The following is a 25,191-nucleotide window of genomic DNA, read 5'->3' on the forward strand; positions in this document are numbered from 1 at the left end:
TGCGGCATATGCCCGGCAACTCCGTTTTCCTTTTATAGAACGTTATTAAAAGAAGATGTCCATCAGCGGATACTTCTTATAGTCCGGCAGATAATAATGCCACCATTCGGTGCTGGAACCTTTAAAACCGTGTTGTATCATCGTGTCACGCAGCAGTTTGCGGTTGGCAGCCACGATGGGATCGGCAGGCACATAGTTTTCATGCGCTTTTTTTGTAAAATCATCAAAGTCCGTAGGCATGGCCACGGGCTTTCCTGTTTTAAGGTCGGCCATCGAGAGGTCTATAGCCACACCCCGGTTATGCCCCGAACCTTTGCGTGGATCGGCCGCATACAGGTCGTTGGGCACTATTTTAAACATCTCCTCTGTAACACGGTAGGGACGGTAAGCATCATATATCAGCAGGGTATATCCTTTTTTATTCAGCGCTTCCTGTACGGCCTTCAGTTTCTCTGCTGCCGGCCGCCGCAGGTAAATTTTTGTATTCTTATATAATTGCTGATGGGTGAAGTTGTTGGTAGTGGCATATCGTACATCTTTGCGGATATGCGGAATAAAGTGCTCCAGGTCTACCAGCTCCTGGCTGCGGTCCTTTTTTATCAGTTGCTCATACTGCGCGGTGGTACCTACTACCAGCAGCCCGTACTTATTAGGTGTGATCTGCTGGGCTAAAGCCCCCTGGATCAGGGTGCCGCACAAGGCGGATAATAATAACATTCTCATGGTCCTGAATGAAAAAAATTGGTTCATTTACTCCGGAAATTATTGAATTTTGCGAAAATTAGGCAAGAAAGTATGAAATACAGTGAAAATAAGATTGTAATCCACTTTCTAAAATAGGTATTTTAGAACCCTTAAATTTTTTAATATGGAGCTGTTCAGATTAGATCACAAAGTGGCGGTTATCACCGGAGGTGGTAGCGGCATAGGACAGGCAATTGCGAAATGCTTTGGTGCACAGGGTGCACAGGTGCACATTATCGAGTTGAATGAAGAAGGAGGCAGGACCACGGCAGAAGAAATCAAGGCCGCCGGCGGACAGGCGCAGGTACATGCCTGCAATGTGGCTGATCAGGCTGCGGTGATCAATGTGATGGACAAAATAGTGCAGACAGCCGGAAAACTGGATATCCTCGTTAACTGTGCTGGCATTGCGCATGTAGGTAACCTGGAAAACACTGCTGAACAGGACTTTGATCGGGTATACCAGGTGAATGTGAAAGGCACCTATAACTGTATGTATGCTGTTATCAAACAAATGAAGGCGCAGGGCGGCGGCGTGATCCTCAATATCGCTTCCATCGCTTCCAGTGTAGGTATCCCCGACAGGCTGGCCTACTCCATGAGTAAAGGCGCGGTGCTCACCATGACCCTCTCTGTGGCAAAAGATTATCTCAACAGCAACATCCGCTGCAACTGCGTATCCCCTGCCAGGGTACATACGCCGTTTGTAGATGGTTTCATCGCTAAAAACTATCCCGGCAAAGAAGCTGAGATGTTCGATAAACTCAGTAAAACACAACCAATAGGCCGTATGGCTAAACCGGTGGAAGTAGGCCATCTGGCGCTCTATCTCTGCTCCGATGAAGCAGGTTTTATTACCGGCTGCGATTATCCGATCGATGGAGGCTTTATTCGCTTAAATAATTAATTTATTAATGTGATGAATGTATTTTTAGGGTTATTACCTAATTTTCAACAATTCATTCATCAATCATTAATCACCATGATGCAACATTTTCGTGCATGGCCGGTGCTGCTGGCAGTTGTAGCCTTCACCGCCTGTAACCAGGGAGGAGCCAAACAAGGAAAGAACAATACCGCGGATACCGCGCTGGTACCTGCCACACCGGCAGGCACTGTAGCAGTGGACATTTCCGGTAAGGACAAAGACACACAGGAGATCGCTATTAAGTTTCAGATAAAAGGTCTGACAAAGGAGAAAAAATTTGAACAGGTAGTGTTAAAGGATGCTCCCGACGCAGAAGTGTATAAAGTGTTGTGGGATGAGCCTAACAGTTGTTATATAGGCGTGCTCAAAGCCAACCACGCTGTCAGGTATTACCATGCCAGCCTCGACGATGCTGGCAATCCGAAGGTCCTGTGGGCCACCGCTCCGCCGGAACGTATCTGGAAATACATGGAAAACACCATGGGCCTGGGTAAAGTGACGGCCAGCGCTGAACAGGTGAAAAAATACAGTAAAAACCTGCAGTCTGGAAAAATCATAGCCGACTTTATCGCAGAGATCAGGCCTGATAATTCCCCCGACAGCGTAGAACTGTATGTGGAATTTGGCGGTGTCCGGAAAAGCATGTTCATCGCGGTGCCGAAGGGTTATCAGCCTACTATCCAGCAAACTTCAGAGGCAAACCATGTATACTTCTCGCTGACCAAAGATGGTAAGGCAGAACCGTTCATCGACCTGCACGTGGAAAATGGTCGCTTACAGGTGGTGACATTAAAAGAAATCAAGAAAGACTAAAGGATAACAATAAAAAATATTGCAATGAAACTGATCAGGTTTGGTTTACCGGGTGAAGAAAAACCGGGCGTTGTTACAGAAGCAGGTATGTTTGATGTAAGTGCTTTTGGAGAAGATTTTGGCGAGCAGTTCCTGGCCGCCAACGGGCTGGAACGTTTGTCTCAATGGTGGGCACAGCACGGTGCTTCCTGCCCTAAGGTGCCGGAAGGTACCCGTCTGGGTGCTCCGCTGCAACGTCCATCCAAAATCGTTTGCATCGGCCTCAACTATGCCGACCATGCCCGCGAAACAAATGCTCCGATACCTACTGAACCAATCGTGTTCTTTAAAAGCACTACCGCACTGGTAGGACCCAACGACAACCTGGTGATTCCGCGTAACAGCGAAAAAACAGACTGGGAAGTGGAACTGGCCGTTGTGATCGGTAAAAAAGCCACCTATGTGGAAGAAAAAGACGCACTGGACTATGTAGCCGGTTACTGCCTGCACAACGATTACAGTGAACGTGCCTTCCAGATTGAAAGAAACGGTCAGTGGGTAAAAGGAAAAAGCTGCGATACCTTCGCTCCTTTAGGCCCATGGCTGGCTACCAAAGATGAAATAAAAGATGTGAACAATCTGCGTTTATGGCTTACCGTTAACGGTAAAAAAATGCAGGACGGTAACACCTCCAACTTCATCTTTAACGTACCCTTCGTCGTATCCTACCTGAGCCAGTTCATGACACTGCTCCCGGGTGATATCATCTCCACCGGAACACCGGCAGGTGTAGGCCTGGGCATGAACCCACAGGTATACCTGAAACCAGGAGACGTGGTAGAACTGGGCATCGATGGCCTGGGTACTTCCAAACAAACAGCTGTAGCCTATAAATAACAGTATATGAAACGTTATTGCCTGGCACTGGATCTGGTAGACGACCCGCAGCTGATAGCCGAATATGAAAACTATCACCGCGACGTATGGCCGGAAATCAAAAAAAGTATCACCGACAGCGGTATCGAAAACATGGAAATTTACCGTGCCGGTAACCGCCTGTTCATGATCATGGAAGTAAACGATTCCTTCTCTTTTGAACGCAAAGGAGCCATGGACGCTGACAATCCTAAAGTACAGGAATGGGAACAGCTGATGTGGAAATACCAGCAGGCCCTGCCTGTAGCAAAACCAGGAGAGAAGTGGATTATCATGGATAAAATTTTTTCATTGTAAAATTTTTTCATTTGGTTATTTGACCATTGATTGAACCCAATAAAATGGTCAAATAACCAAATAGCCAAATAACCAAATGATAATCGACGCACATCAGCATTTCTGGCAGTATGATCCCGTTCGCGACGCGTGGATAGATGATTCCATGCAGGTGATCCGGGGCGATTTCTTTCCGGAACACCTGGAGCCTGTGCTGGCTGCCAATGGTGTACACGGCTGCGTGGCGGTACAGGCCGACCAGTCGGAAAATGAAACCGCTTTCCTGCTGGACCTGGCCGGTAAACATGCGTTTATCAAAGGCGTGGTAGGGTGGACCGATCTACGGGCTCCCAACATCAGGGAAAAACTGGCTGCCTATGCCGCTAATCCCAAACTGAAAGGGTTCCGGCATATTGTACAGGGAGAACCGGATGTTAATTTTCTGCTGGGAGAAGCTTTCTGCCACGGTATCACAGCACTGGCAGCGTTCGGATTTACATACGATATTCTCGTATATCCGAAACAGTTAGCTGCCACGGCTGCTTTCGTGAAGAAATTTCCGGAACACCGTCTGGTGATAGATCATGTGGCCAAACCGGACTTTAAAACCGGCGCACTGGAAGAATGGGCTTCTCATATGCGTCTTATCGCACAAGCGCCTAATGTGTACTGCAAACTCAGTGGCCTGGTAACAGAAGCCGACTGGCAACACTGGAAACCGGCTCATTTTGAGCCTTTCCTCGATGTAGTGCTGGAAAGTTTCGGGCCTGACAGGCTTATGTTTGGCTCCGACTGGCCCGTATGCCTGCTGGCAGCCGAATATAAAGAAGTGAAAGACATCATCACCCAATACATCAGCAAACTGTCTGACACAGAACAGAACAACATCATGGGAGGCAATGCCATCTCATTTTATCATCTATAAATAACAACACCTACGAATATGGATTTAGGATTACAGGGAAAAGTGATTATTGTTACCGGCGGTGCCAAAGGAATTGGAGAAGGTATTGCAAAACTGGTAGCTGCTGAAGGAGGAATTGTTGTAATTGCAGGCAGAAATGAAGCAGACAACAGCAAAACAGTCGACGCTATTATCCAGGCTGGTGGCCAGGCCTTCGGTATTCAGGCGGAGCTGTCTAAAGTGGATGACTGCCGCAAAGTGATCGCTGAAACCATTGAGAAATACGGAAAAATCGATGGCCTGGTAAACAATGCCGGCGCCAACGACGGGGTAGGCCTCGAAAGCGGAAGCCCCGAAAAATTTATGCAGTCCCTGCAAAACAACCTGTCACATTATTACAACCTGGCTCACTTTGCTTTGCCTTATCTTAAAAACACCAAAGGCAATATCGTGAACATCGGTTCCAAAGTAGCCACCACCGGCCAGGGCAACACCTCCGGTTATGCTGCCTCCAAAGGTGCCATCAACGCACTCACCCGCGAATGGGCGGTAGAACTGCTGCCATATTCCGTACGGGTAAACACCGTTATCCCGGCAGAAGTATGGACACCACTGTACGAAACCTGGATCAACTCGTTGCCCAATCCAAAAGAAAAACTGGCATCCATCACCGAAAAAATTCCTTTCGAACACCGGATGACTACTTCAGAAGAGATTGCCAATACCACCGTATTCCTGCTGTCACCACGTTCTTCTCATACAACCGGACAAATACTATTCGTTGACGGAGGTTATACACACCTCGACAGATCCATCAGCTAAGCTTTTGCCAACCAACTGATACATCATACTTTAACCTGAAACATTAAACTCTTCGTTATGGCCGGAGGCGCAGTCAGTAATTCCACCTATACCAGCAAGCCCACCAGCGGGAAACAAGCGGGCAGTTATCTCTTCCCGTTTATACTGGTTACCAGTCTATTTTTCCTGTGGGCATTAATTCACAACCTGAGTCCGGTGCTCATCCCGCACCTGAAAAAAGCCTGTCAGCTTACAGACCTGCAATCATCCTTCATCGATTCTGCAGTATTTGCGGCCTACTTCCTGATGGCATTGCCTGCAGGCGCTGTCATGCGTAAGTTCGGCTACAAGACAGGCATCATTTTCGGCTTGTGTTTATATGCGATAGGTGCCTTTCTGTTTATTCCTGCTGCCAACAGCCGTGAATACATTGCTTTCCTGGGCGCTTTATTCGTGATCGCTACCGGGCTGACTTTCCTCGAAACAGCTGCCAATCCGTACGTGACCGTATTGGGCAGCCCGGAAACAGCTACCACCCGCCTCAACCTGGCTCAGTCCTTTAACGGCGTAGGTGCTGTACTGGGGCCGGTATTAGGTGCCCGGTTTATCCTCTCCGGTACAGAACATACACAGGACCAGCTCAATGCCATGTCACCGGTTGAGCTGCAGCAATACCTCAGCACAGAGGCCGGCACTGTAAAAATCCCCTACATGATTATCGGGATGGTGGTGCTCCTCGTAGCACTGATGTTTGTAGTCACTAAAATGCCGGAAGTACAGGAAGCTAAAGACGAAACCGTAGATGCCAGCCCTTCCAAAGGCAGTATCTTCAGACATAAACACCTGGTAGCAGCCGTGATTACACAGTTCTTCTATATCGGCGCACAGATCGGCGTGAACGCCTTCTTTATCCGCTTTGCCAAATATGCTGCCGGCATACCGGAAAGAGAAGCCGCCAACCTGCTGGGATGGGTAGCCGGACTGGGCTTCATGATAGGCCGCTTCTTCGGCACCTTCCTCATGAGCAAAATAAAAGCATCTTCTCTGCTGACCGCCTATGGTGCTATTAACGTGGGCCTGATATTGCTGGCGATGACAACCAAAGGCATGGTGGCCGTAGGAGCTGTGTTGCTGGTACCTTTCTTTATGTCGATCATGTTCCCGACTATCTTCTCTCTGGGTATCAGAGGGCTGGGCGGAGATACCAAACTGGGCTCTTCCCTGCTGGTGATGTCTATTGTGGGTGGTGCGATCTGCCCGCCGCTGATGGGCCTCATCTCTGATGCATCCAATATTCAGATGGCTTATATCATACCGCTGGTATGTTTTGCTGTGGTAGTATGGTTTGGGGCCAGAGGCCACAAACTGGATGCTGCCAGAAGCTAATACATCGCTTTTTTAATCCTTTAATCCGCAAAATCATCGTACCTTCCTGATAACAAAAAGGAATACCATGGTCTTGCGGATTTTTACTTCCTTTACCTTCCGTTGTATCCTGTTATGCCTGACTATCCTATGGCTCAGCGGTTGCTCCAAAAAAGATAAATCCTCCACAGAGGATCCGCCTGTTGCTTATTCCAGGCTGACGCTGAATTTCTCTCATGTGATGAACGGCAGCCCGCTGGTGCGTAATAGCAGCACTTATATAAACCCTTCCGGCGAATCTTTTGTCATCTCCCGTTTCCGTTATTATCTCAGTAATTTTTCACTGGTGAATGATGCGGGGAAAACAATTACACTGCCGCCTGCCTATTTTCTGATAGATGATGCAACAGATTCCACCAAACGGATTTCCCTCGATAGTATCCCGCAGGGTAATTATACAGCCCTTCGTTTTATGGTAGGGGTAGACAGCGCCCGTAATAACAGCGGCGTACAATCCGGTGCCCTGGCGCCGGAAAACGGTATGTTCTGGACCTGGAACAGTGGTTATATCATGGCGCAGATGGAAGGATATGCCGATGCAGTGGGTTCTCCCACCAATCAGTTCCAGTTTCATGTAGGCGGTTTTAAAGGGCCTTATAACGTGTTAAAAACAGTCTCTCTTCCTGTGAAGCTGGGTATTAATCCTACAATGAGCGTTATCCCGCAACTGAATATTGTAGCGGATGCCGCCAAATGGTTTACACCCAATACGGTGAGTTTTAAACAGGCGGCCGTAATCATGGCGCCGGGAACGGATGCGCTGACTATCGCCAATAACTACCAGCAGATGTTTTCTATCAAAAATTAAATCACCCATGCGCCACAAAGCCCTATATATCGCCGGTACCTTTGGAATACTGCTGATGCTGGCCCATGCCTGTAAGAAGGAAAACAAGGGCGGTGGTGACGGCAGTATACGGCCTGAACCAGTAACCTTACAGCTGCCTCCAGGCTTTCCGGCGCCGGTATATAGCTTTGCCAACAATCCGCTCACCAAACAGGGGATAGCATTAGGTCGCTACATGTTCTATGACTACCGGCTCTCACGCGACAGTACTGTATCCTGTGGTTTCTGTCATCAGAAGTTCGCTGCCTTCGGACATTTCGACCATGCGCTGAGCCACGGCGTTGGCGGCCAGCAAGGCACCCGCTCCGTGCCCGTCATCTTCAATATGATATGGCAAAGGGAATTTATGTGGGACGGTGGTGTGAATAACCTGGAAATACAGCCACTGACACCACTTACAGACCACAATGAAATGGCGATGGACCTGAAGGAGCTGTTGAAAAAAATGCAGGGCGACCCGCAATACCGGCAGAAATTCAAAGATGCCTTTGGTACCGAAGAAGTAACCAGCGAACGCATGTTTAAAGCTATTACCCAGTTTGTGGCTACCATGATATCCGGTAATTCCAGGTACGACAGCATTATGCGTAAAGAGCCCGGTGCGGCCTTCAGCCTGGATGAACAGGCCGGCTACCAGATCTTTCAGCAGAAATGTGCAGCCTGTCATAAAGAGCCGTTGTTTACAGATCTTAGTTACCGCAGCAATGGCTTGCCTTACCTGCCCGCGCTCAACGATGTAGGCAGGATGAAAATCACCAACAGCACCGGCGATTATCTTAAGTTTAAAGTGCCTTCCCTGCGGAATATCCTGAAAAGCTCGCCCTATATGCACGACGGCCGCTACTTCGATATATTTCAGGTCTTCGACTTCTATGATCACGGTATCAAAGTCACCAGCACTACTGATCCGCTGGTGAGAAACGGTATCCCGCTTTCTGCCCAGGAAAAAAGACAACTATATCTCTTCCTCAATACCCTCACCGACTATACGCTGATTAATAACAATGCGCTGAGCGAAGTATTAATCACTCCATAACGCTGAATGATATACGAAAATAAAAGCGAAAGGAGCTATTGAAAATGATCAATAGCTCCTTTCGCTTTTTATCTCCGCCCATCACATCATCAGAAAAATCACATACATCACAGTTACGGTTTTCTGGTCCAGCATGTTGTCACATGATCATTCACCATCCCCGTTGCCTGCATATAGGCGTAACAGATAGTAGAGCCTACAAACTTAAATCCGCGTTTGAGCAGGTCTTTGCTCATAGCGTCGGAGATAGCTGTTTTGGCTGGCACTTCCTGCATGGTTTTGAAATTGTTGACGATAGGCTGATGTTTGACAAATGACCAGATGTAATGATCGAAGGAGCCGAATTCCTGTTGCACAGCCAGAAAGGCTTTGGCATTGGAGATGACGGAATTGATCTTTAGTTTGTTACGGATGATACCTTCATTCTCCAGCAGTTTGGCTACCTTTTTTTCGTCGTACCTGGCTACCTTTTTAGCGTCCCAGTTATCAAATGCTTTGCGGTAGTTTTCTCTTTTGACCAGTACGGTGTGCCAGCTGAGTCCGGCTTGTGCTCCTTCGAGGCACAGCAGTTCAAAAAGGTGGCGGTCATCATGACTGGGTTTTCCCCATTCGTTGTCGTGATAATCTTTGTACAATTGATCTTTAAGGCTCCAGCCGCATCGGCTTTTTTCGGTGGCTATAGTTCCCATTCATTGATGATTTTTCTCACACGGTTTTTATACTCACCCAGCTCGTTCAGTGTTTCATTGATGAAGGTGTTATGTTCCAGGCTGCCCAGTACGATATTCATTTCATCAGCATTCTCATATGCCATCTGACGGAAGGGGTTTTTATAATCTTTCTCGCGGGAATGACGGATGTTGTGCGTGATCCATTCCATGGTGCGGGTAGAGTCTTCCAGCCATTCAGCCAGTAGCGCCGGGGTAAGGTTTTTCAAAGATACCTCTTTTATTTCCAATAAACCGGCTACGGCATGTTGTAGTTTGTCTGATGAGTATTCCTTACCGATGGCAACATAAGCTTCGTGCAATTGTGGCCAGCCGGAGATCTTGTTTTTTTTGATCTTCTGTTTGAGCGTATTCACGGTTTCCTCTTTCATCAGCTGTCCGCCGATGTTGTGCCATTCGCCGCGTTTAGCTGTTTTGACGGCAGCCTGTAAAGCCAGGAAAGATGGTTTGTTGGCAGCGATGATGTTTTTGATACCGTAGAAAACGATCAGCTCGCGGAAGATAGCATAGGCTTTGTGTACTTTGAGCAGTTGCACCTCGCGGGAACTGTTTTCCATACCGGTGGCCAATATGGTCAGCTGTGCTACTACTTCCGGTTGTTGCAGTAGCAACTCTTTTCCTTTTTTACGTATATCCTTCTCCGTTAGTTCCTTTTTGGGCATGTTATCCGGAAGGGCGAACCAGGCTTTTCCTACGGCTGCCTCCATGATACCCAGTCCCTCAAACATCTCTTCTACGGAATCGGGAGCCAGAAAATCGTACTCAATGTATTGTGTTTTGTCTGTCCGTTTGTCCCGGTCTACGTATTTCCAGGAGTTGCGGGCAATCGCGTACATGTTGTACATGAACCAGTAGCCGGGCATTACTTTGAGCCGGTTGTCATGTTCATCATTGAGTATGAGGCTGAAAGGGATATTGATATGCAGTTCTGACATATAATTCCCTTTGGAGATGAGGGTAAAGGTGGCAAACTTTGAATTGTGTTTGAGGCTTACGCAGAGGCCGGGCCAGAAGCCTCTGCCGGCAATGACTTCACCATCTGCTCCGCGTGAGTTGTGGTTGGAGCCGATAGTGGCGCCGGCGGCCATATTGCTTTGCCCCATGATCAGTGCAGCGCACAGGAAAGAGTTGTTGTGGTGCTGTTCATGTGCCGGGAAAATCAGTGAATTCAACACTTCGCAGCAGGAGATGGTGGCGTTGTTACCCAGATAGGAGTTGATCAGGCGTGCACCATATTTCAGCTGTGAATGCGAAGCCATCACAAAACGCACGGCTTTCACGCCATAAAACACCCGGCATCCGTAACCGATGATACCATTCACCAGCTCGCATCCTTCCCCGATCTGGGAAGCGGCATCGCTGGTACTGTTGATGGTAAGGTTCTTCAGTTTGTTGGCGCCTTTAAGGTAAGCATCAGTGCCGATGGTGACATCTTTAATGATCTTGCAGTTTTTGATCACGGTACGATCACCTACCATACCGTAGTAGCCACGTCGTTTATCAAACTGTTTTTCAGTAAAGGCTTTGAACTGCTGCTGCAGCTGCAGATCGTCGCGGTAGCGTGTCCAGAGATAGGCATCGCCGGGAAGCATGCCGTCGAAGGGCATAACACTTCTGCCACCGTTTTCGTTGCACAGCTCCAGCTGTATGCGGCCACTTTCCTGTTCACCATCTTTTAAAATACCATTCCCGAATTTGGCATAGTCGGTGGTGGCCATTTCATTCACATTGGCTACAATCACTTCGTTGCCCAGGATATAATGAGACAGGTAGTTGACATTATGTACCACTACATTGTCTCCGAAATCGCAGGCGCAGATAGTGCTGTTGTACAGCCCTACCGGCAGGCGCAGGTTGTGAAATTCCAGATAGTACGGTTCCAGTTTGCCGATGCGAACCATGCCAAAAAAGTGGCAGTGCTGCACCAGCTGAGGATTAAATTCATTGGAAACAAAAATATTGTTCCAGTCATCAGAACTATTGTCGTTTCGTACCAGTGCTTCCACTTCATGGGCCAGCAGTCTTCTGTAATGATCCTGCCGGTTCCATTGTTCATTACGCAGGTAGTATTCGTCTTTACCTTTGGGTAACGGGGTCTCAATAAAGTTGTACCCCAGTTCGGATAGAGGCTTTTTTTTGATGTTGTTCATGGATAAGATCTTTGTTATTCAACAGTCACACTCTTGGCGAGATTCCTCGGTTTATCAACGTCAAACCCTTTTAATACGCCGATGTGGTAGGCGAGTAATTGCAGCGGTATAACGGAGATAATCGGAGCAACCAGCTCATCCGCTGAAGGTACAAAAATAACATCGTCTGCCATGGGAGGAATGGTTTGATCGCCTTCTGTTACAACGGCGATCACTTTGCCTTTGCGGGCTTTTATTTCCTGTATGTTGGAAACAATTTTTTCGTAGTAGCTGTCTTTGGTAGCCACAATCACTACGGGCAGGTTTTCATCTACCAGTGCGATAGGGCCATGTTTCATTTCTGCCGCAGGATAACCTTCGGCATGGATGTAAGAGATCTCTTTCAGTTTCAGTGCACCTTCCAGTGCTACGGGGAAGTTGTAGCCACGGCCCAGATATAGGAAGTCACGTGCATCTTTATACTTCGCAGCAATCTGTTTTACCTGGTCGTCGAGTTTAAGAGCAGTCGCTACTTTATCGGATATCTGTTCCAGCTCATCGAGCAGGTACTGGAAACGTTGTTGGGTGATGGAGCCTTTTTCTGAAGCTATCTTCAGGCCTACAAGGCAGAGTACTGCCAGCTGTGCGGTGAATGCTTTGGTGCTGGCTACGCCGATTTCCGGGCCTGCATGCGTATAGGCGCCGGCGTGAGACATGCGAGCAATGGAAGAACCTACTACGTTACAGATGCCGAGAATGATAGCGCCTTTTTCTTTGGCAGCTTCAATGGCTACCAGCGTATCAGCTGTTTCGCCAGACTGGGATACGGCTATGATCACGTCACCAGGGCCTACCACCGGATTGCGGTAGCGGAACTCAGAAGCGTACTCTACTTCCACCGGTATGCGGCATAGTTCCTCGATCATATATTCAGCGATAAGGCCGGCATGCCAGGAGGTGCCGCAGGCCACGATAATGATACGTTGGGCGTTGCTGAGGGTTTCCGCGTATTCACGGATACCACCCATAGTGAGTGTACCTTTTTTAGCATCCAGACGCCCACGCAGACTATCAAAAATTGTTTGCGGCTGCTCAAAAATCTCTTTGAGCATAAAATGGGCATAACCACCTTTTTCAATAGCAGCCAGCTCAATGTCCAGCTTTTGTATGTAAGGGGTCTGTCTTTCGTTGGAGATATTTTTCAGGATCAGCTCGTCGGCTTTGATAATAGCGATTTCGTAGTCGTTTACATACACTACTTCTTTCGTGTATTCCACGATAGGAGAGGCGTCGGAAGCGAGGAAGTGTTCTCCTTTGCCTACGCCTATTACCAGCGGGCTGCCTTTACGGGCGGCGATGAGTGTATCAGGGTTGTCTGCATCGATCAGTACAATCACATAGGCGCCCACGACTCTTTTTAAGGCAATGCGGAGGGCTTCCTCCAGCGGGCACTGGTTCTGTTGTTTGATCTCTTCGATAAAATGCAGCAACACTTCGGTGTCAGTATCACTTTGAAAAACATGTCCTTTTTTGCTCAGCTCCTGCTTCAGCTGTACATAGTTTTCGATGATGCCGTTGTGTACCATGGAAAGTTTTCCGTCACCGGAAAGGTGGGGGTGGGCATTACGGTCGCAGGGCTCTCCGTGTGTGGCCCAGCGGGTATGTCCGATGGCAATGGAGCTGCGCATATCATAGCTGGATGCGTACTCTTCCAATGCCGCTACTTTGTCTTTTTTCTTGTATACCTGAAGTCCGTCGTTGATAATGGCTACGCCTGCGCTGTCGTAACCGCGGTATTCCAGTCTTTTAAGGCCTTTCAATACTACCGGGTATGCTTCTCTGTGCCCGATGTAAGCTACAATTCCACACATGTGTTTAATCGCGTTTTTGGTGAGGGTGTTGATTGCAATATCGCATAAATTGTGAAAATAACACCAGTTGATGTTAATAAAATATAATATAAGATATGGTTCCTGTGTGTGTGCATTTCACATAACGTGCATTCTAAAATAAAATGAAAAAGGGAATATAGTGCGCGATTAACCGAATGTTAATATCCGGATCATCGTTCACTATATCCCCTTTGATGTATAACGGATTTTAATCGCTTAGATCTTCGCTTAAAATCCGGGTTTGTTAATTACTTCAATAACGTATTCTCAAACAAATGTAAGATTCTTTTGTATTCATCGGTCCAACTGCTGGGGACAGTAAATCCATGATCTTCCACAGGATAAACTGCCAGCTCCCAATTATCTTTTCCCAGTTCTATCAATCGTTGAGACAACCGCACAATATCCTGGAAGTGTACGTTGGTGTCTACCATACCGTGGCACATCAGCAGTTTCCCTTTCAGTCCATCTGCAAAATAGATGGGAGAGGAGCGGTGGTAAGCAATACTATCGGTGAATGGTTCATTCAGGATATTGCTCGTATAGCCGTGATTGTAATGTGCCCAGTCGGTAACGGAACGTAGTGCAGCACCGGAGGCAAATACACCCGGTTTGGTAAACATTGCCATCAGTGTCATAAAGCCACCATAGCTGCCGCCATAGATACCGATACGGTTCGCGTCTACCTGCAATTTCTCTGCCAGATATTTTGCTGCGTCTACTTCATCATCGAGATCTTTGCCGCCCATAAAGCGATAGATACCGGTGCGCCAGTTGCGGCCATAGCCGGCACTGCCGCGGTAGTCTACATCCAGTACGGTATAACCTTTGTCGGTAAGCAGGTTGTGGAACATGTATTCCCTGAAGTAGTTGCTCCACCATTTATGTGCATTCTGCAGATAACCGGCACCATGAACGAAGATAACGGCAGCGCCGTTTTTCTTTGCCGGGTCCGGTGTATAGAGGCGCGCATATACCGGTTGGTTGTCGCGGGCAGTAAAAGTGATCACCTGCGGATCACGCCAGGGGTAGGAACGGAATTCTTCAGATTGTGCCTGATGTGTGATCTGTACAGGTTTGGCGCCTGCGCTGTTGGGCTGCAGATACAGCTCCCAGGGTTTGTTGGAATAGGAGTAACGATAGGCGATCCATTTTTCATCCGGGGAGATGCTGACTTCATGGGCTCCCTGCAGGGAAGTCAGTCTTTCGGCTTTGCCACCGGTAACGGCTATACGATATAACTGTTTTTCACCAGGATGTATTTCATTGGTGATGATGTAAAAATATTTTTTGTCGTGGGACAGCTGCGCATCCTGGACTTCGTACGCACCACTGGTCAGTTGCTGGCTTTGACCAGTCGCTACCTGAGTGGTGTACAGATGGGAGTAGCCGCTGGCTTCCGACTGGAACCAGCAGGTGTTTTCATCTATCCAGCCCAGGTTGCTGCCACCCATGCTCCAGCCTATACCAGGACCAGCGATCCAGGCTTCATCTCTTTGACGGTTGATGGTTTTTAGTTGGCCGGTGGCGGGGTCCAGCAAAGCGATCCAGCGGTCTTTGTTGTCCTGTGACCGGATGTCAACAATGGCATGGTTACCTTGTTCAGACCAGTAGGGGCCATTTACAATTACTTCCCTGACTACGGCGCTGTCTCTGCCGGGGTAGTCTTTTGAAAAGTCGGGCAGGTCCTTAATACCGGTGATATTGGAAGTGACGATAGGCAGTACGGTGTCGCGCTGGCGGTCGTACAGGAAACTTTCGAAGCTACCCTGGGGAGCACCCACCTTATCACGGGAACGGATATCCGTAGTGAAGCCGGTGGAAGTCACAAATTCGGGCACGATGGTATTACGGGCATCAGCGACTGCCTTGTAGAGGCGGTAGGTGATATAGCGGCCATCAGGGCTTATTTGTACATTCTGCAGTTTTTTATCGTTGAGATACAGGCTGCGTAATGGTTTGGGGTCGTATTGTTTATTGAAGGCAGTGGCGGCATCCGCTTTGGTTTTTTTATCGCGGATGATGGCCATCAGCTCCAGCTGCTGTGCTTTGAGATATCTTTCTTCTGCATTGCCCTTGTCTTTATCGGCTTTTTCAGCAGGAGGTTTGCTGCCGGTTTCGAAGCTGGTCAACTGGGTAGTGGTGCCAGTGGTCCGGTCCCAGGCAAAGAGGTCGCGGTTTTGCTGATATACCACCTGCCGGCCGCCAAAGCTGAATACAGGTCTGGTTTCAGTGGCTGTGGTGCTGGTGATGCGGATGGTCTTACCGGTTTTGATATCCAGCAGGAAAATATCTCCCTGATAACTATAGACCAGCAATGACCGGTCCTGGTTGTAAGTGCCTTCAGATCTGGCTGCTATCAGAGAACGTTCGGCTGCTGCGGTTTTAACGGGCGTATTGTTTTTAATACCGGTGGCATAGAGGGAGTCGGCAAGTTGTTTGTCCGGATTCCAGTTGAAATACACTGTCTGGTTGTCGGTTCCCCAGAACACATTGTCGGGGGAGGTGCCTATCCATTTAGGATCGCGCATGATTTTTTCTACCGTAAGCGGCCCCGGTTGTTGGGCATAGAGACTGTTGGCTGATAAAAAAATGATGGCGGGCAGTACCCATTTTGTCATAGCAGTTGTTTATTTTGTTGGCTGATAAATGTAACAGTTTAATCATAAATTGCTGTAAATTTTGGATAGACGTACGGCGTTTATCTGTAATCATGCTGCCATATGCGCTTATACCCTGTTTTATGTGCCTTCGTTCTATTGGCTGCCTGCAAGCCCAAGCCGCCACAGCGCCAGCCAGTGCCGGTATCGGAAGACACCACTTTCCTCACGGGCACATTCTATGTAGTCAGGCACGCAGAACGATTTCCGGGAGCAGACACCTGCCTTACACCAGAAGGGTTTAAAAGAGCCGGTTTTTTATATGAAAGGCTGAAAAATGCCCATCTCGACAAGATCTATCTCACTCCTTACCTGCGTAGTATCCAAACTGCCGACAGTCTGCGGATCAAACTGCATCTCGATACCTGCTTCTATAAAGCAGATACTACGGGCGAATCACTGATATATGAAATCACCCGCCATGGCGACTGGGGCAAGCGTTTGCTTATCATCGGCCACAGCAATACGCTGGTACCTTTGCTGCACAGCCTCCGGGCCCGGCCTCATATGGCTACCATCGGCGAACACGAATACGATTGGCTCTTCATTGTCCGTAAAACATCGGCGGGCAGCAGCCTCACAGAAGACTGTTATCCATAATCAACATAAAAGGAAATGGCCCATTGATTGGATCAATGGGCCATTTCCTTTATAATTCGCTTTAATCTTCGCTCTATTTATCTCCGCTTTAATCTCCGCCTATCAGGAGAATCATCAACATCATAAAAATCACAGTTACAGTTATAGTAGAATTCCCTTCATCAGCGTATACGCCACGGTGAAGTAAATCAGCAGTCCCGTCACATCTACCAGTGTGGCTACAAAAGGAGCGGAAGAGGTAGCAGGGTCGGCGCCGGCTTTTTTAAGGATGATGGGTAGCATAGAACCGGAGAGGGTACCCCATAATACCACGCCTACCAGGGAGAAACCTACGGTAGTGCCTATGAGAACGGTATGTTCTCCATAGGTGTGGAAAAGGCTGTTCCAGAGCAGGATGCGGATAAAACCGATACACCCCAGTACGCTGCCCAGCATGAGGCCCGAAACGATTTCGCGTCGCATAACGCGCCACCAGTCGTTGATGGTGATTTCGCCCAGCGCCATGGCCTGGATGATAAGTGTAGAGGCTTGTGAGCCGCTATTGCCACCACTGGAGATAATCAGTGGTACAAAGAGGGCGAGCACTACGGCTTTGGCTATTTCATCTTCAAAGAATCCCATGGCGGTGGCGGTGAGCATTTCACCGATGAACAGTACCACGAGCCAGCCTACACGTTTTTTGACCAGTTTGAGTAAGGGCATATCGAGATAGGGCTCATCGAGGGCTTCGGTACCACCGATCTTCTGGATGTCTTCTGTATGTTCTTCGTTGGCAATCCACAACATATCATCGATGGTCACGATACCCAGCAGGATGCCCTGGTCGTCTACTACAGGGAGGGCTACCCGGTTCTCCATCCGGAACACCTGGATGGCTTCTTCCTGGTCATCATTAGCATGAAGCGATACAAAGCGGTCGTCCATAAGAGTATGTACCACGGTGTCGGTGGCTACCAGCAGAAATTCGCGGATACGGAAGTCATCGAGCAGATGGCCTTTTTCATCTATCACATAAATTACGTCGATGGTCTCACTGTCTTTTCCGTGTTCCCGGATATAGTCCAGCACTTCTTTGACGGTCCATTCTTCCCTGACAGCGATATAGTCGGGCGTCATGATACGTCCGACGCTGTTTTCAGGGTATCCCAGCAGGGAAAGGGTGATGCGTCGTTCTTCCGGGTCGAGTAGTTTGATCAGCTCTTTCACGGCTTCACTGGGTAGTTCTTCCAGAAAAGAGGTACGGTCATCGGCCGGCAGCTCATTCATCAGCTCGGCTATTTTGGCGGGTGCCAGTGCCCTGATCACATCTTCCTGCAGGGGAAAGTCCAGGATACGGAAAGCCGCTGCCGCTCGGGTGATCGACAGGTTGTTGATAATAGCACCGGCATTTTCCGGGTCTTCGTGAATCAACTCTGCTATGTCCGTAATTAACTGGTCGTCCAGGTACACTGAGAGCTCGCGGTAGTTTTTTTCTTTCTTCAGTGTGCTGAATTTCTCCAGTAATGCTTCATTTTCCATGTACTAATTTGACTCTATGCGCGAAAATAAGTTAAAATAAAACGCCTCCGGGGTTATTACTATAATAATTCTCCGACGTGTAACCGGATATTGTTACAGATAGTATCAGTAGGCAGGTCGTTGGCATCCAGTCCGAAAGGATCTTCAATTTCTTCGGCAATAAGTTCAAGGCTGGCCAGTACAAAGAATATAAATACTACCATGGGAATGATCAGGTAGCCCAGGCTGAACACATACCCGAAGGGCATGGTCATGATATAGAAGAAGATGAATTTTTTGATGAATACACTGTAACTGAAGGGGATAGGGGTGCTTTTGATGCGTTCGCAGGCGCCGCAAACTTCGGTCAGGGACTGCAATTCATTGTTGAGGATGATGAGCTGGTCTCCGCTGAGTTCTCCCTGGCGGTGCAGTTCCATGGTTTTGTGCTGGATCCGGGAAGCCAGCTGGTTGGGTACATGTTTGGAAAGATCTACGGGCTCATGGTCTCCGGGCAGTGCTTCCATCTCTTCTGGCTTATAGGTTTTGCGTAGATGGTTTTTGAGGCTGAAGGCATAGTTGGGGATCATGATCCGGAAAAATTCCCGGGCTTCCTTGTTGGAAGAGGGTAACATGGCCTGTATTTTAATGGCGAGGTTACGGCTGCTGTTGACCAGCGTGCCCCATTGGCGACGTCCTTCCCACCAGCGGTCATAGGCAGTATTGGTTCTGAATACCAGTAACAGGGAGATGACAAACCCCAGCAGGCCGTGCATCAGGGATATGTTCTTGATCTCACTGTTGGCAGACAGATTCCAGAAAGATAGCTCCAGCCAGGCTATTGCAGCAGAATAGATGGACAGGGCTATAAACATGGGAAAGAGCTTCCGTACCGTGTCCGCTTTGTGGATACGGAAGATAAACGTAAACCAGTCTTTCGGGTTGTAGTTGATCATAAGCTAACTGTTAACGTATAAAAGTAAATACCGATCCCTTAAAAGAAAATTAAATCGGGCCGCAAACCTAAAATTTTTAAACATGATTTTGATAACTTCCTTCTTTAACTTTACTTTACGCCTTCTTTTATTTGAATTAGCGCTATGATTAAGCCATACTTATACGTAGATAAGTCCAAGGGAAAAGGTCGGGGAGTATACACAAAGGAACGAATTCCCGCCGGAACAAGGATTGAGACATCTCCCGTACTGGTCCTCTCTTACGATGACACAGAAATTGTGGACAAAACAAAACTTCACAATTATATTTTCCTCTGGGGTGTCCGTGAAACACGCTCCTGCATTGCCCTGGGGTTCTGCTCTATCTACAACCACGACTACAATCCCAACTGTGAATACGAGATGGATTTTGATGCCGAAACTATGAGCATCATCACCCGCCGCGATATCAAAAGAGGAGAGGAATTGTTCATTAACTACAATGGTGATGTGACCGATGATTCCCCGGTTTGGTTCGATATGAAACGTACCAAAGAAAACCAGGAAAAGTCCAAGTAAGGACCTTCGGACCTTCCGGATGGGCGCCGCTGCGATGCCCGTCCGGAAATTTCCGGAAAAATCCTTGGCGCCTGGTAATTTTTTCCTAATATTGTATAAGTACTTATATAATTTTAAAAGGTACTGCCGTCAGAAGGTACCGGCATCACCAGACCCGCTGATTAAGGGTCAGCTGCTCTACCAACGTACCGTTGTCAGAAGGCACCGGCACCACAACTTAAATGGTGAAGCCCTCCCGCTGCAGACCTTACCAGTAACAGATGATAGAAGCGGATGATCGCCCGCGATCGCTTTTCCGCCCGTTTATCATCTTTTTAAAAGAAAATTATATAAGCACTTATATAATTTTTCAGGACGATCATTTGTAATCCATCATCGTATGAGTTTTTATCCATCACTGGGATATCTCGTTTTTGGCAGCCGCCTTCGGAGGCTCAGTGAATACTTCCTTATGGAAGTCAACAAGGTATATGAACAGGCAGGCATTCCCTTTGATGCCAGCTGGTTCCCTGTGTTTTATCTGCTCTCTGGCCAGCAGCCCATGCCTATCATAGACATTGCAGCTCAGCTGGAGATATCCCACTCTGCCGTTAGTCAGATGGTGACCAACCTGCGAAAAAAAGGACTGCTTAAAACCACGCCCTGCAAAGAAGACGGCCGCCGCCAGCTGGTAGCCTTCACCAAAAAGGGCACAGAAATGCTGCATCAGATACAACCCATCTGGAAAGCTATCTCCATCGCCATGGAAGATCTCGTGATGGAAAACAAACAAAGCCAGCAGCTGCTGGCCGCCATTGCACAGGTGGAACAGGCCGTGCAGCAACAGCCGCTGTCGGAAAGAGTGGTACACTCCCTGCATAAAAACAAATAATCATCATACACCAGCTCAATCTTTATCTATAAATCAATAACCATGAGTGATATTTTCAAATACGGTACTGACCAGCTGACAGTAGGCGTGGTGCTCGATATTGCCGCCGGCAAAATAAAAGGCATCCTGTCTCCGGAAGTCATCACCCGTGTCAACACCAGCCATGGATATGTGCAGAAAATCGTTGCACAACATACCACGGTATATGGTATCAACACCGGCTTCGGCCCCCTCTGCGATACCAAGATCTCAGAAGATGATACCCGCGCCCTGCAGTACAATATCCTGCAAAGCCACAGCGTAGGCGTAGGTAGCCCTATCCCCGAAGAGATCGCCCGCCTTATGCTCGTCACCAAAGTACATGCGCTGGCACAGGGATATTCAGGTGTGGCACTCTCCACACTGGAACGCATCATCTGGCATATCGAAAACAATGTCACCCCGCTGGTGCCTGAAAAAGGCTCTGTAGGCGCCTCCGGAGACCTCGCCCCGTTATCACATCTCTTCCTGCCACTCATCGGTCTCGGAAAAGTGTGGTATAAAGGTCAGCAAACCACCATGGATGCAGTGATGCAACAGGAAGGTCTGCAGCCCATCGTACTAGGCCCCAAGGAAGGTCTGGCCCTCATCAACGGTACCCAGTTCATCCTGTCTTTCGCCGTTAAAGCAGTACAACGCCTGCACAACGCGCTGGAAGCTGCTGATATCATCGGTGCCCTCTCCCTCGAAGGACTCATGGGCACCCACAAACCCTTCGACCCACGCCTGCACGCCATCCGGCCTTTCCGCGGCAACCAGCTCGTAGCACATCGTCTTAAAACCATGCTCGACAACTCCGAGATCATGGCTTCACATGTCAACTGCGACCGCGTTCAGGACCCTTACTCACTTCGCTGTATGCCGCAGGTACACGGAGCTTCCCGCACCGCATGGCTGCACCTGGCTGAACTGACCACCATCGAACTCAATGCTGTAACAGACAACCCGATCATCTTCAGTGATACCGATACCATCAGCGGAGGTAACTTCCACGGGCAGCCCATGGCATTGCCCCTCGACTACGCGACCATCGCTGCTGCTGAAGTAGGTAATATCTCCGACAGACGCAGCTACATGATGATAGAAGGCCGCTATGGTCTGCCTAAACTGCTCATCGATGATGCCGGCCTCAACTCCGGATTTATGATACCGCAGTATACTACCGCAGCACTGGTTACCGAAAACAAAACACTCTGTTTCCCTCCCAGCGCCGATAGCGTGCCTACCTCACTGGGACAGGAAGACCACGTGTCTATGGGATCTATCAGTGGCCGTAAACTCAACCAGGTAATCGGCAACCTCGAATACATCCTGGCCATAGAACTGCTGTATGCCGCACAGGCAGTAGACTTCCGCCGGCCACTCAAATCAGGCCCCATCCTGGAAGCTGTACACCGCTATGCCCGCGAAAAAGTGTCTTTCGCCAAAAAAGACCGCATCTTCGCCTACGATATCGAAGCACTGCACCAAATCGTTACCGACCAGTCTCTTGTGCGTGTAGCTAACGAAGCCGCCGCACAGCATCAATTACCTATAAATGGAATCTATCATGACCAGTTTGGACTTTATTAAACAATACGCGGCACACCCGCATTATAAGGCACCCCGCGGCACTCAGCTGCATGCTAAATCCTGGCAGACAGAAGCTCCGCTGCGTATGTTGCTCAACAACCTCGATGATGAAGTAGCTGAAAACCCCGATGAACTGGTGGTTTACGGTGGTATCGGCCAGGCTGCCCGCAATCGCGAAGCCCTGGAAAAAATCATCAAAACATTACTGGAACTCGATGAAGACCATTCCCTGCTGGTGCAGTCCGGCAAACCGGTAGGCATCGTACGCACCCATCCGCAGGCTCCCAGAGTAATGCTGGCCAACAGCAACCTCGTACCCAAATGGGCTACCTGGGAACATTTCAACGAACTGCGCGCCAAAGGCCTCATGATGTACGGCCAGATGACCGCCGGCAGCTGGATCTATATCGGTACCCAGGGCATCCTCCAGGGAACCTACGAAACCTTTATGGAATGCGGCCGTCAGCACTTCAACGGTAACCTCGCCGGTAAACTGATCGTTACCGCCGGTATCGGTGGTATGGGTGGTGCCCAGCCCCTGGCCGCTACCATGGCCGGTGGCGTGATGCTCGCTGCAGACATCGATCCTACCCGCATACAGAAACGAATAGATACCCGCTACCTCGACCGCATGACTTATTCCTATGAGGAAGCGGTAGCCTGGGTGAAAGAAGCGATGGCCAAAGGGCAGCCTCTGTCTGTAGGCCTCGTCAGCGATGCCGGAGATATGCTGGAACGTCTGCTCAAAGACAATATCATCCCCGATGTGCTCACCGACCAGACCTCCGCACATGATCCTATCAATGGTTACGTGCCCAATGATATGACCCTCCAGGCTGCGCTGGAACTGCGTAAAAACGATCCTGCCCGTTACCGCCAGCTGTCGCTCAGGAGCATGGCCCGCCACGTAGGCTTTATGCTGGAGATGCAACAAAAAGGCGCTGTGACTTTCGACTATGGCAACAACCTCCGCGAATTCGCTAAAGAAGGCGGTGAGCCCAATGCCTTTAACTTTCCTGGTTTCACACCAGCTTATATCCGTCCGCTTTTCTGCGAAGGAAAAGGACCTTTCCGCTGGGTAGCCCTCTCCGGCGACCCTGAAGATATCTATACCACAGACCGTGCGCTGATGGAAGCTTTCCCGGAAAATACCCACCTGATCAACTGGCTGAAACAGGCGCAGGAAAAAGTGGCCTTCCAGGGGCTGCCTGCCCGTATCTGCTGGCTGGGTCTGGGAGAAAGAGAAAAAGCAGGATTGATCTTTAACGAACTCGTAAGAACTGGCAAGGTAAAAGCACCGATCGTTATCGGACGTGATCACCTCGACTGTGGCTCTGTAGCTTCCCCCAACCGGGAAACAGAATCCATGAAAGACGGCTCTGATGCTGTCAGCGACTGGACACTGCTCAACCTGATGTCCAACACCGGCGGCGGTGCTACCTGGGTGTCTTTCCACCATGGTGGCGGCGTAGGTATGGGATATTCCCAGCACGCCGGCATGGTAGTACTGGCTGACGGTACAGACCGGGCTGCTGCCTGTCTTAGCCGTGTACTGTTCAACGACCCGGCTATGGGCATCTTCCGCCACGCCGACGCTGGTTACGAAAAGGCACAGCAATGGGCCGATAAATTCGGGATCAATATTTAGATGTAGCGATTTTTTGATTTATGGATTTTGGAATTTGTTAGCGAAGATTGGATGATGTTACTTGTCCTTCATTTCAAATCCCAAAATCCATAAATCCCAAAATCCCAAAATCCATAAAATCAATGAAACTATTAATAGGTCCTTTCTCGCAAATCCTTCCCCTGACAGGCCTGCCGCTGAAAGGCACGCTGCAGGACGAACAGCTCACCATCATCGAAAAAGGTGGTGTCGTGGTAAGCGATGGGAAAATCGTAGCAGTGGCACCTTACAAGGAGCTGCAGCGTGAGTATCCCGATTGTGAGCTGGCTTTTATTGACCGGCCAATGGTGTTGCTGCCAGGGTTTATTGATTGTCATACACATATTTGTTTTGACGGTACCCGCAACAGGGACTATGCCATGCGTATAGCCGGTAAAAGTTACCTCGAGATAGCCCGCGCTGGTGGCGGTATATGGGACTCCGTTACCAAAACACGTATAGCCGATGTCGTTACCCTGGTGGAAAATACGGTGGCCCGTGCCAACCGCCATCTGAAAGAAGGGGTTACAACCATAGAGGTGAAAAGTGGTTATGGGCTTAACTTTGAAAGCGAACTGAAAATGCTGCGGGCCATACAACAGGCATCGCTGTATACCGCTGCCACACTGGTACCTACTTGTCTGGCCGCACATATGAAACCAAGAGACTTCAACGGTACGGAAGAAGCCTATCTGCAATGGGCGCTCAATGAGCTGTTGCCCGTATTGAAAGAGGAATCGCTTACCAACCGGGTAGATATTTTCATTGAAGAAACAGCATTCTCTGCAGCAGCATCGCTGACATACCTGCAAAAGGCCCGTGAGCTGGGTTTTGCCGCTACCGTACACGCTGATCAGTTCAGCGCTGGTGGCGCAACAGTGGCCGTGGCAGCAGGCGCCCTGTCTGCCGACCATCTGGAAGCCAGCAGCGACAAGGAAATAGCACTGCTGGCCAAGTCTGACACAGTGGCGGTAGTATTGCCAGGTGCGTCGCTGGGCCTGGGCATGCATTATGCGCCGGCACGCAGATTGCTGAATGAAGGAGCCTGTGTAGCCATCGCAAGCGACTGGAACCCGGGATCTGCACCGATGGGCGATCTGCTGATACAGGCAGCGGTGATGAGTGCGGCAGAAAAATTGTCTACCGCCGAAGTGCTGGCCGCTTTAACGTTGAGGGCTGCACCCGCACTACAGATAAAAGATGCAGGCCAGCTGGCCGCCGGATTCGTGGCCGACCTGCAGGCTTATCCCACCGCCGATTTCAGAGACATACTCTACTACCAGGGTAAAATGAAACCGGCAATGGTTTGGAAAAAAGGAGATTTAGTCCAATAA

Annotated in this window: 22 protein-coding genes; 15 read left to right on the plus strand and 7 right to left on the minus strand. The window is 49.1% G+C overall.

What is annotated here, in order from left to right; genetic code table 11:
- Positions 1-45: 45 nt before the first annotated feature.
- Complete coding sequence (locus KD145_RS26200; protein WP_212002773.1) at positions 46-723, minus strand: M15 family metallopeptidase; 678 nt, start codon at positions 721-723, stop codon at positions 46-48.
- Between the two features lie 145 nt (positions 724-868).
- On the opposite strand from KD145_RS26200, the gene KD145_RS26205 reads away from it, so the two are divergent.
- From KD145_RS26205 to KD145_RS26245, 9 genes are all read left to right on the plus strand, one after another.
- Positions 869-1,651, plus strand: coding sequence for an SDR family NAD(P)-dependent oxidoreductase (locus KD145_RS26205; protein ID WP_212002774.1), 783 nt, complete (start codon positions 869-871; stop codon positions 1,649-1,651).
- Between the two features lie 75 nt (positions 1,652-1,726).
- Entirely contained in the window at positions 1,727-2,485 is a 759-nt protein-coding gene (locus KD145_RS26210; protein WP_212002775.1) for a hypothetical protein, read from the plus strand.
- Between the two features lie 24 nt (positions 2,486-2,509).
- Positions 2,510-3,361 carry a fumarylacetoacetate hydrolase family protein gene (locus KD145_RS26215; protein ID WP_212002776.1) on the plus strand — a complete coding sequence of 284 codons (852 nt, stop codon included), beginning with the start codon at positions 2,510-2,512 and terminating at the stop codon, positions 3,359-3,361.
- A 6-nt stretch (positions 3,362-3,367) separates the two neighbouring features.
- Positions 3,368-3,697: an L-rhamnose mutarotase gene (locus KD145_RS26220; protein ID WP_212002777.1), complete on the plus strand. Its 330-nt coding sequence runs from the start codon at positions 3,368-3,370 to the stop codon at positions 3,695-3,697.
- 76 nt (positions 3,698-3,773) lie between these two features.
- The gene (locus KD145_RS26225; RefSeq protein ID WP_212002778.1) at positions 3,774-4,601 is read left to right on the plus strand and encodes an amidohydrolase; all 828 of its coding nucleotides are present in this window, start codon (positions 3,774-3,776) and stop codon (positions 4,599-4,601) included.
- Between the two features lie 18 nt (positions 4,602-4,619).
- The gene (locus KD145_RS26230; RefSeq protein ID WP_113614840.1) at positions 4,620-5,402 is read left to right on the plus strand and encodes an SDR family oxidoreductase; all 783 of its coding nucleotides are present in this window, start codon (positions 4,620-4,622) and stop codon (positions 5,400-5,402) included.
- Between the two features lie 57 nt (positions 5,403-5,459).
- Positions 5,460-6,767, plus strand: coding sequence for an L-fucose:H+ symporter permease (gene fucP, locus KD145_RS26235; protein WP_212002779.1), 1,308 nt, complete (start codon positions 5,460-5,462; stop codon positions 6,765-6,767).
- 67 nt (positions 6,768-6,834) lie between these two features.
- Positions 6,835-7,614: an MbnP family protein gene (locus tag KD145_RS26240; RefSeq protein WP_212002780.1), complete on the plus strand. Its 780-nt coding sequence runs from the start codon at positions 6,835-6,837 to the stop codon at positions 7,612-7,614.
- Between the two features lie 7 nt (positions 7,615-7,621).
- Positions 7,622-8,689, plus strand: coding sequence for a cytochrome-c peroxidase (locus KD145_RS26245; protein WP_249219578.1), 1,068 nt, complete (start codon positions 7,622-7,624; stop codon positions 8,687-8,689).
- A 113-nt stretch (positions 8,690-8,802) separates the two neighbouring features.
- Here the strand turns inward: KD145_RS26245 and KD145_RS26250 are convergent, their stop codons facing one another.
- The 4 genes from KD145_RS26250 to KD145_RS26265 form a co-directional block, all read right to left on the minus strand.
- On the minus strand, positions 8,803-9,378 hold the full coding sequence (locus tag KD145_RS26250) for a DNA-3-methyladenine glycosylase I (RefSeq protein WP_212002781.1): 576 nt from the start codon (positions 9,376-9,378) through the stop codon (positions 8,803-8,805).
- Positions 9,366-11,567, minus strand: coding sequence for a DUF4954 family protein (locus KD145_RS26255; RefSeq protein WP_212002782.1), 2,202 nt, complete (start codon positions 11,565-11,567; stop codon positions 9,366-9,368). Before KD145_RS26255 ends, KD145_RS26250 begins: the two co-directional genes overlap by 13 nt.
- A gap of 14 nt (positions 11,568-11,581) precedes the next feature.
- Positions 11,582-13,417 (minus strand): glutamine--fructose-6-phosphate transaminase (isomerizing), encoded by a 1,836-nt coding sequence (glmS, locus tag KD145_RS26260; protein WP_212002783.1) that lies wholly within the window; start codon positions 13,415-13,417, stop codon positions 11,582-11,584.
- 269 nt (positions 13,418-13,686) lie between these two features.
- A complete protein-coding gene (locus KD145_RS26265; RefSeq protein ID WP_212002784.1) occupies positions 13,687-16,059 on the minus strand; it encodes a prolyl oligopeptidase family serine peptidase in 2,373 nt (790 codons plus the stop codon).
- Between the two features lie 102 nt (positions 16,060-16,161).
- On the opposite strand from KD145_RS26265, the gene KD145_RS26270 reads away from it, so the two are divergent.
- Positions 16,162-16,698 carry a histidine phosphatase family protein gene (locus tag KD145_RS26270; protein WP_212002785.1) on the plus strand — a complete coding sequence of 179 codons (537 nt, stop codon included), beginning with the start codon at positions 16,162-16,164 and terminating at the stop codon, positions 16,696-16,698.
- 141 nt (positions 16,699-16,839) lie between these two features.
- Here KD145_RS26270 and mgtE read toward each other — a convergent pair whose 3' ends face one another.
- A complete protein-coding gene (gene mgtE, locus KD145_RS26275) occupies positions 16,840-18,216 on the minus strand; it encodes a magnesium transporter (protein ID WP_212002786.1) in 1,377 nt (458 codons plus the stop codon).
- Positions 18,217-18,275: 59 nt separating this feature from the next.
- On the minus strand, positions 18,276-19,151 hold the full coding sequence (locus KD145_RS26280; protein WP_212002787.1) for a bestrophin family protein: 876 nt from the start codon (positions 19,149-19,151) through the stop codon (positions 18,276-18,278).
- A 144-nt stretch (positions 19,152-19,295) separates the two neighbouring features.
- Between KD145_RS26280 and KD145_RS26285 the strand changes: the two genes are divergently transcribed.
- From KD145_RS26285 to hutI, 5 genes are all read left to right on the plus strand, one after another.
- Complete coding sequence (locus tag KD145_RS26285; protein WP_113614830.1) at positions 19,296-19,709, plus strand: SET domain-containing protein; 414 nt, start codon at positions 19,296-19,298, stop codon at positions 19,707-19,709.
- Between the two features lie 379 nt (positions 19,710-20,088).
- Entirely contained in the window at positions 20,089-20,580 is a 492-nt protein-coding gene (locus KD145_RS26290) for a MarR family winged helix-turn-helix transcriptional regulator (protein ID WP_212002788.1), read from the plus strand.
- 42 nt (positions 20,581-20,622) lie between these two features.
- A complete protein-coding gene (gene hutH, locus KD145_RS26295; RefSeq protein WP_212002789.1) occupies positions 20,623-22,191 on the plus strand; it encodes a histidine ammonia-lyase in 1,569 nt (522 codons plus the stop codon).
- The gene (gene hutU / locus KD145_RS26300) at positions 22,169-23,839 is read left to right on the plus strand and encodes a urocanate hydratase (protein WP_212002790.1); all 1,671 of its coding nucleotides are present in this window, start codon (positions 22,169-22,171) and stop codon (positions 23,837-23,839) included. Before hutH ends, hutU begins: the two co-directional genes overlap by 23 nt.
- Positions 23,840-23,961: 122 nt before the next feature.
- Positions 23,962-25,191: an imidazolonepropionase gene (gene hutI / locus KD145_RS26305; protein ID WP_212002791.1), complete on the plus strand. Its 1,230-nt coding sequence runs from the start codon at positions 23,962-23,964 to the stop codon at positions 25,189-25,191.

The sequence above is a fragment of the Chitinophaga sp. HK235 genome (genome assembly GCF_018255755.1).
Taxonomy (GTDB): domain Bacteria; phylum Bacteroidota; class Bacteroidia; order Chitinophagales; family Chitinophagaceae; genus Chitinophaga.

Excerpts from the sequence above, each read along its gene's own strand:
- KD145_RS26200 (WP_212002773.1), bottom strand. The coding sequence starts at position 723 with ATGAGAATGTTATTATTATCCGCCTTGTGCGGCACCCTGATCCAGGGG.
- KD145_RS26205 (WP_212002774.1), top strand. The coding sequence starts at position 869 with ATGGAGCTGTTCAGATTAGATCACAAAGTGGCGGTTATCACCGGAGGT.
- KD145_RS26210 (WP_212002775.1), top strand. The coding sequence starts at position 1,727 with ATGATGCAACATTTTCGTGCATGGCCGGTGCTGCTGGCAGTTGTAGCC.
- KD145_RS26215 (WP_212002776.1), top strand. The coding sequence starts at position 2,510 with ATGAAACTGATCAGGTTTGGTTTACCGGGTGAAGAAAAACCGGGCGTT.
- KD145_RS26220 (WP_212002777.1), top strand. The coding sequence starts at position 3,368 with ATGAAACGTTATTGCCTGGCACTGGATCTGGTAGACGACCCGCAGCTG.
- KD145_RS26225 (WP_212002778.1), top strand. The coding sequence starts at position 3,774 with ATGATAATCGACGCACATCAGCATTTCTGGCAGTATGATCCCGTTCGC.
- KD145_RS26230 (WP_113614840.1), top strand. The coding sequence starts at position 4,620 with ATGGATTTAGGATTACAGGGAAAAGTGATTATTGTTACCGGCGGTGCC.
- fucP (WP_212002779.1), top strand. The coding sequence starts at position 5,460 with ATGGCCGGAGGCGCAGTCAGTAATTCCACCTATACCAGCAAGCCCACC.
- KD145_RS26240 (WP_212002780.1), top strand. The coding sequence starts at position 6,835 with ATGGTCTTGCGGATTTTTACTTCCTTTACCTTCCGTTGTATCCTGTTA.
- KD145_RS26245 (WP_249219578.1), top strand. The coding sequence starts at position 7,622 with ATGCGCCACAAAGCCCTATATATCGCCGGTACCTTTGGAATACTGCTG.
- KD145_RS26250 (WP_212002781.1), bottom strand. The coding sequence starts at position 9,378 with ATGGGAACTATAGCCACCGAAAAAAGCCGATGCGGCTGGAGCCTTAAA.
- KD145_RS26255 (WP_212002782.1), bottom strand. The coding sequence starts at position 11,567 with ATGAACAACATCAAAAAAAAGCCTCTATCCGAACTGGGGTACAACTTT.
- glmS (WP_212002783.1), bottom strand. The coding sequence starts at position 13,417 with ATGTGTGGAATTGTAGCTTACATCGGGCACAGAGAAGCATACCCGGTA.
- KD145_RS26265 (WP_212002784.1), bottom strand. The coding sequence starts at position 16,059 with ATGACAAAATGGGTACTGCCCGCCATCATTTTTTTATCAGCCAACAGT.
- KD145_RS26270 (WP_212002785.1), top strand. The coding sequence starts at position 16,162 with ATGCGCTTATACCCTGTTTTATGTGCCTTCGTTCTATTGGCTGCCTGC.
- mgtE (WP_212002786.1), bottom strand. The coding sequence starts at position 18,216 with ATGGAAAATGAAGCATTACTGGAGAAATTCAGCACACTGAAGAAAGAA.
- KD145_RS26280 (WP_212002787.1), bottom strand. The coding sequence starts at position 19,151 with ATGATCAACTACAACCCGAAAGACTGGTTTACGTTTATCTTCCGTATC.
- KD145_RS26285 (WP_113614830.1), top strand. The coding sequence starts at position 19,296 with ATGATTAAGCCATACTTATACGTAGATAAGTCCAAGGGAAAAGGTCGG.
- KD145_RS26290 (WP_212002788.1), top strand. The coding sequence starts at position 20,089 with ATGAGTTTTTATCCATCACTGGGATATCTCGTTTTTGGCAGCCGCCTT.
- hutH (WP_212002789.1), top strand. The coding sequence starts at position 20,623 with ATGAGTGATATTTTCAAATACGGTACTGACCAGCTGACAGTAGGCGTG.
- hutU (WP_212002790.1), top strand. The coding sequence starts at position 22,169 with ATGACCAGTTTGGACTTTATTAAACAATACGCGGCACACCCGCATTAT.
- hutI (WP_212002791.1), top strand. The coding sequence starts at position 23,962 with ATGAAACTATTAATAGGTCCTTTCTCGCAAATCCTTCCCCTGACAGGC.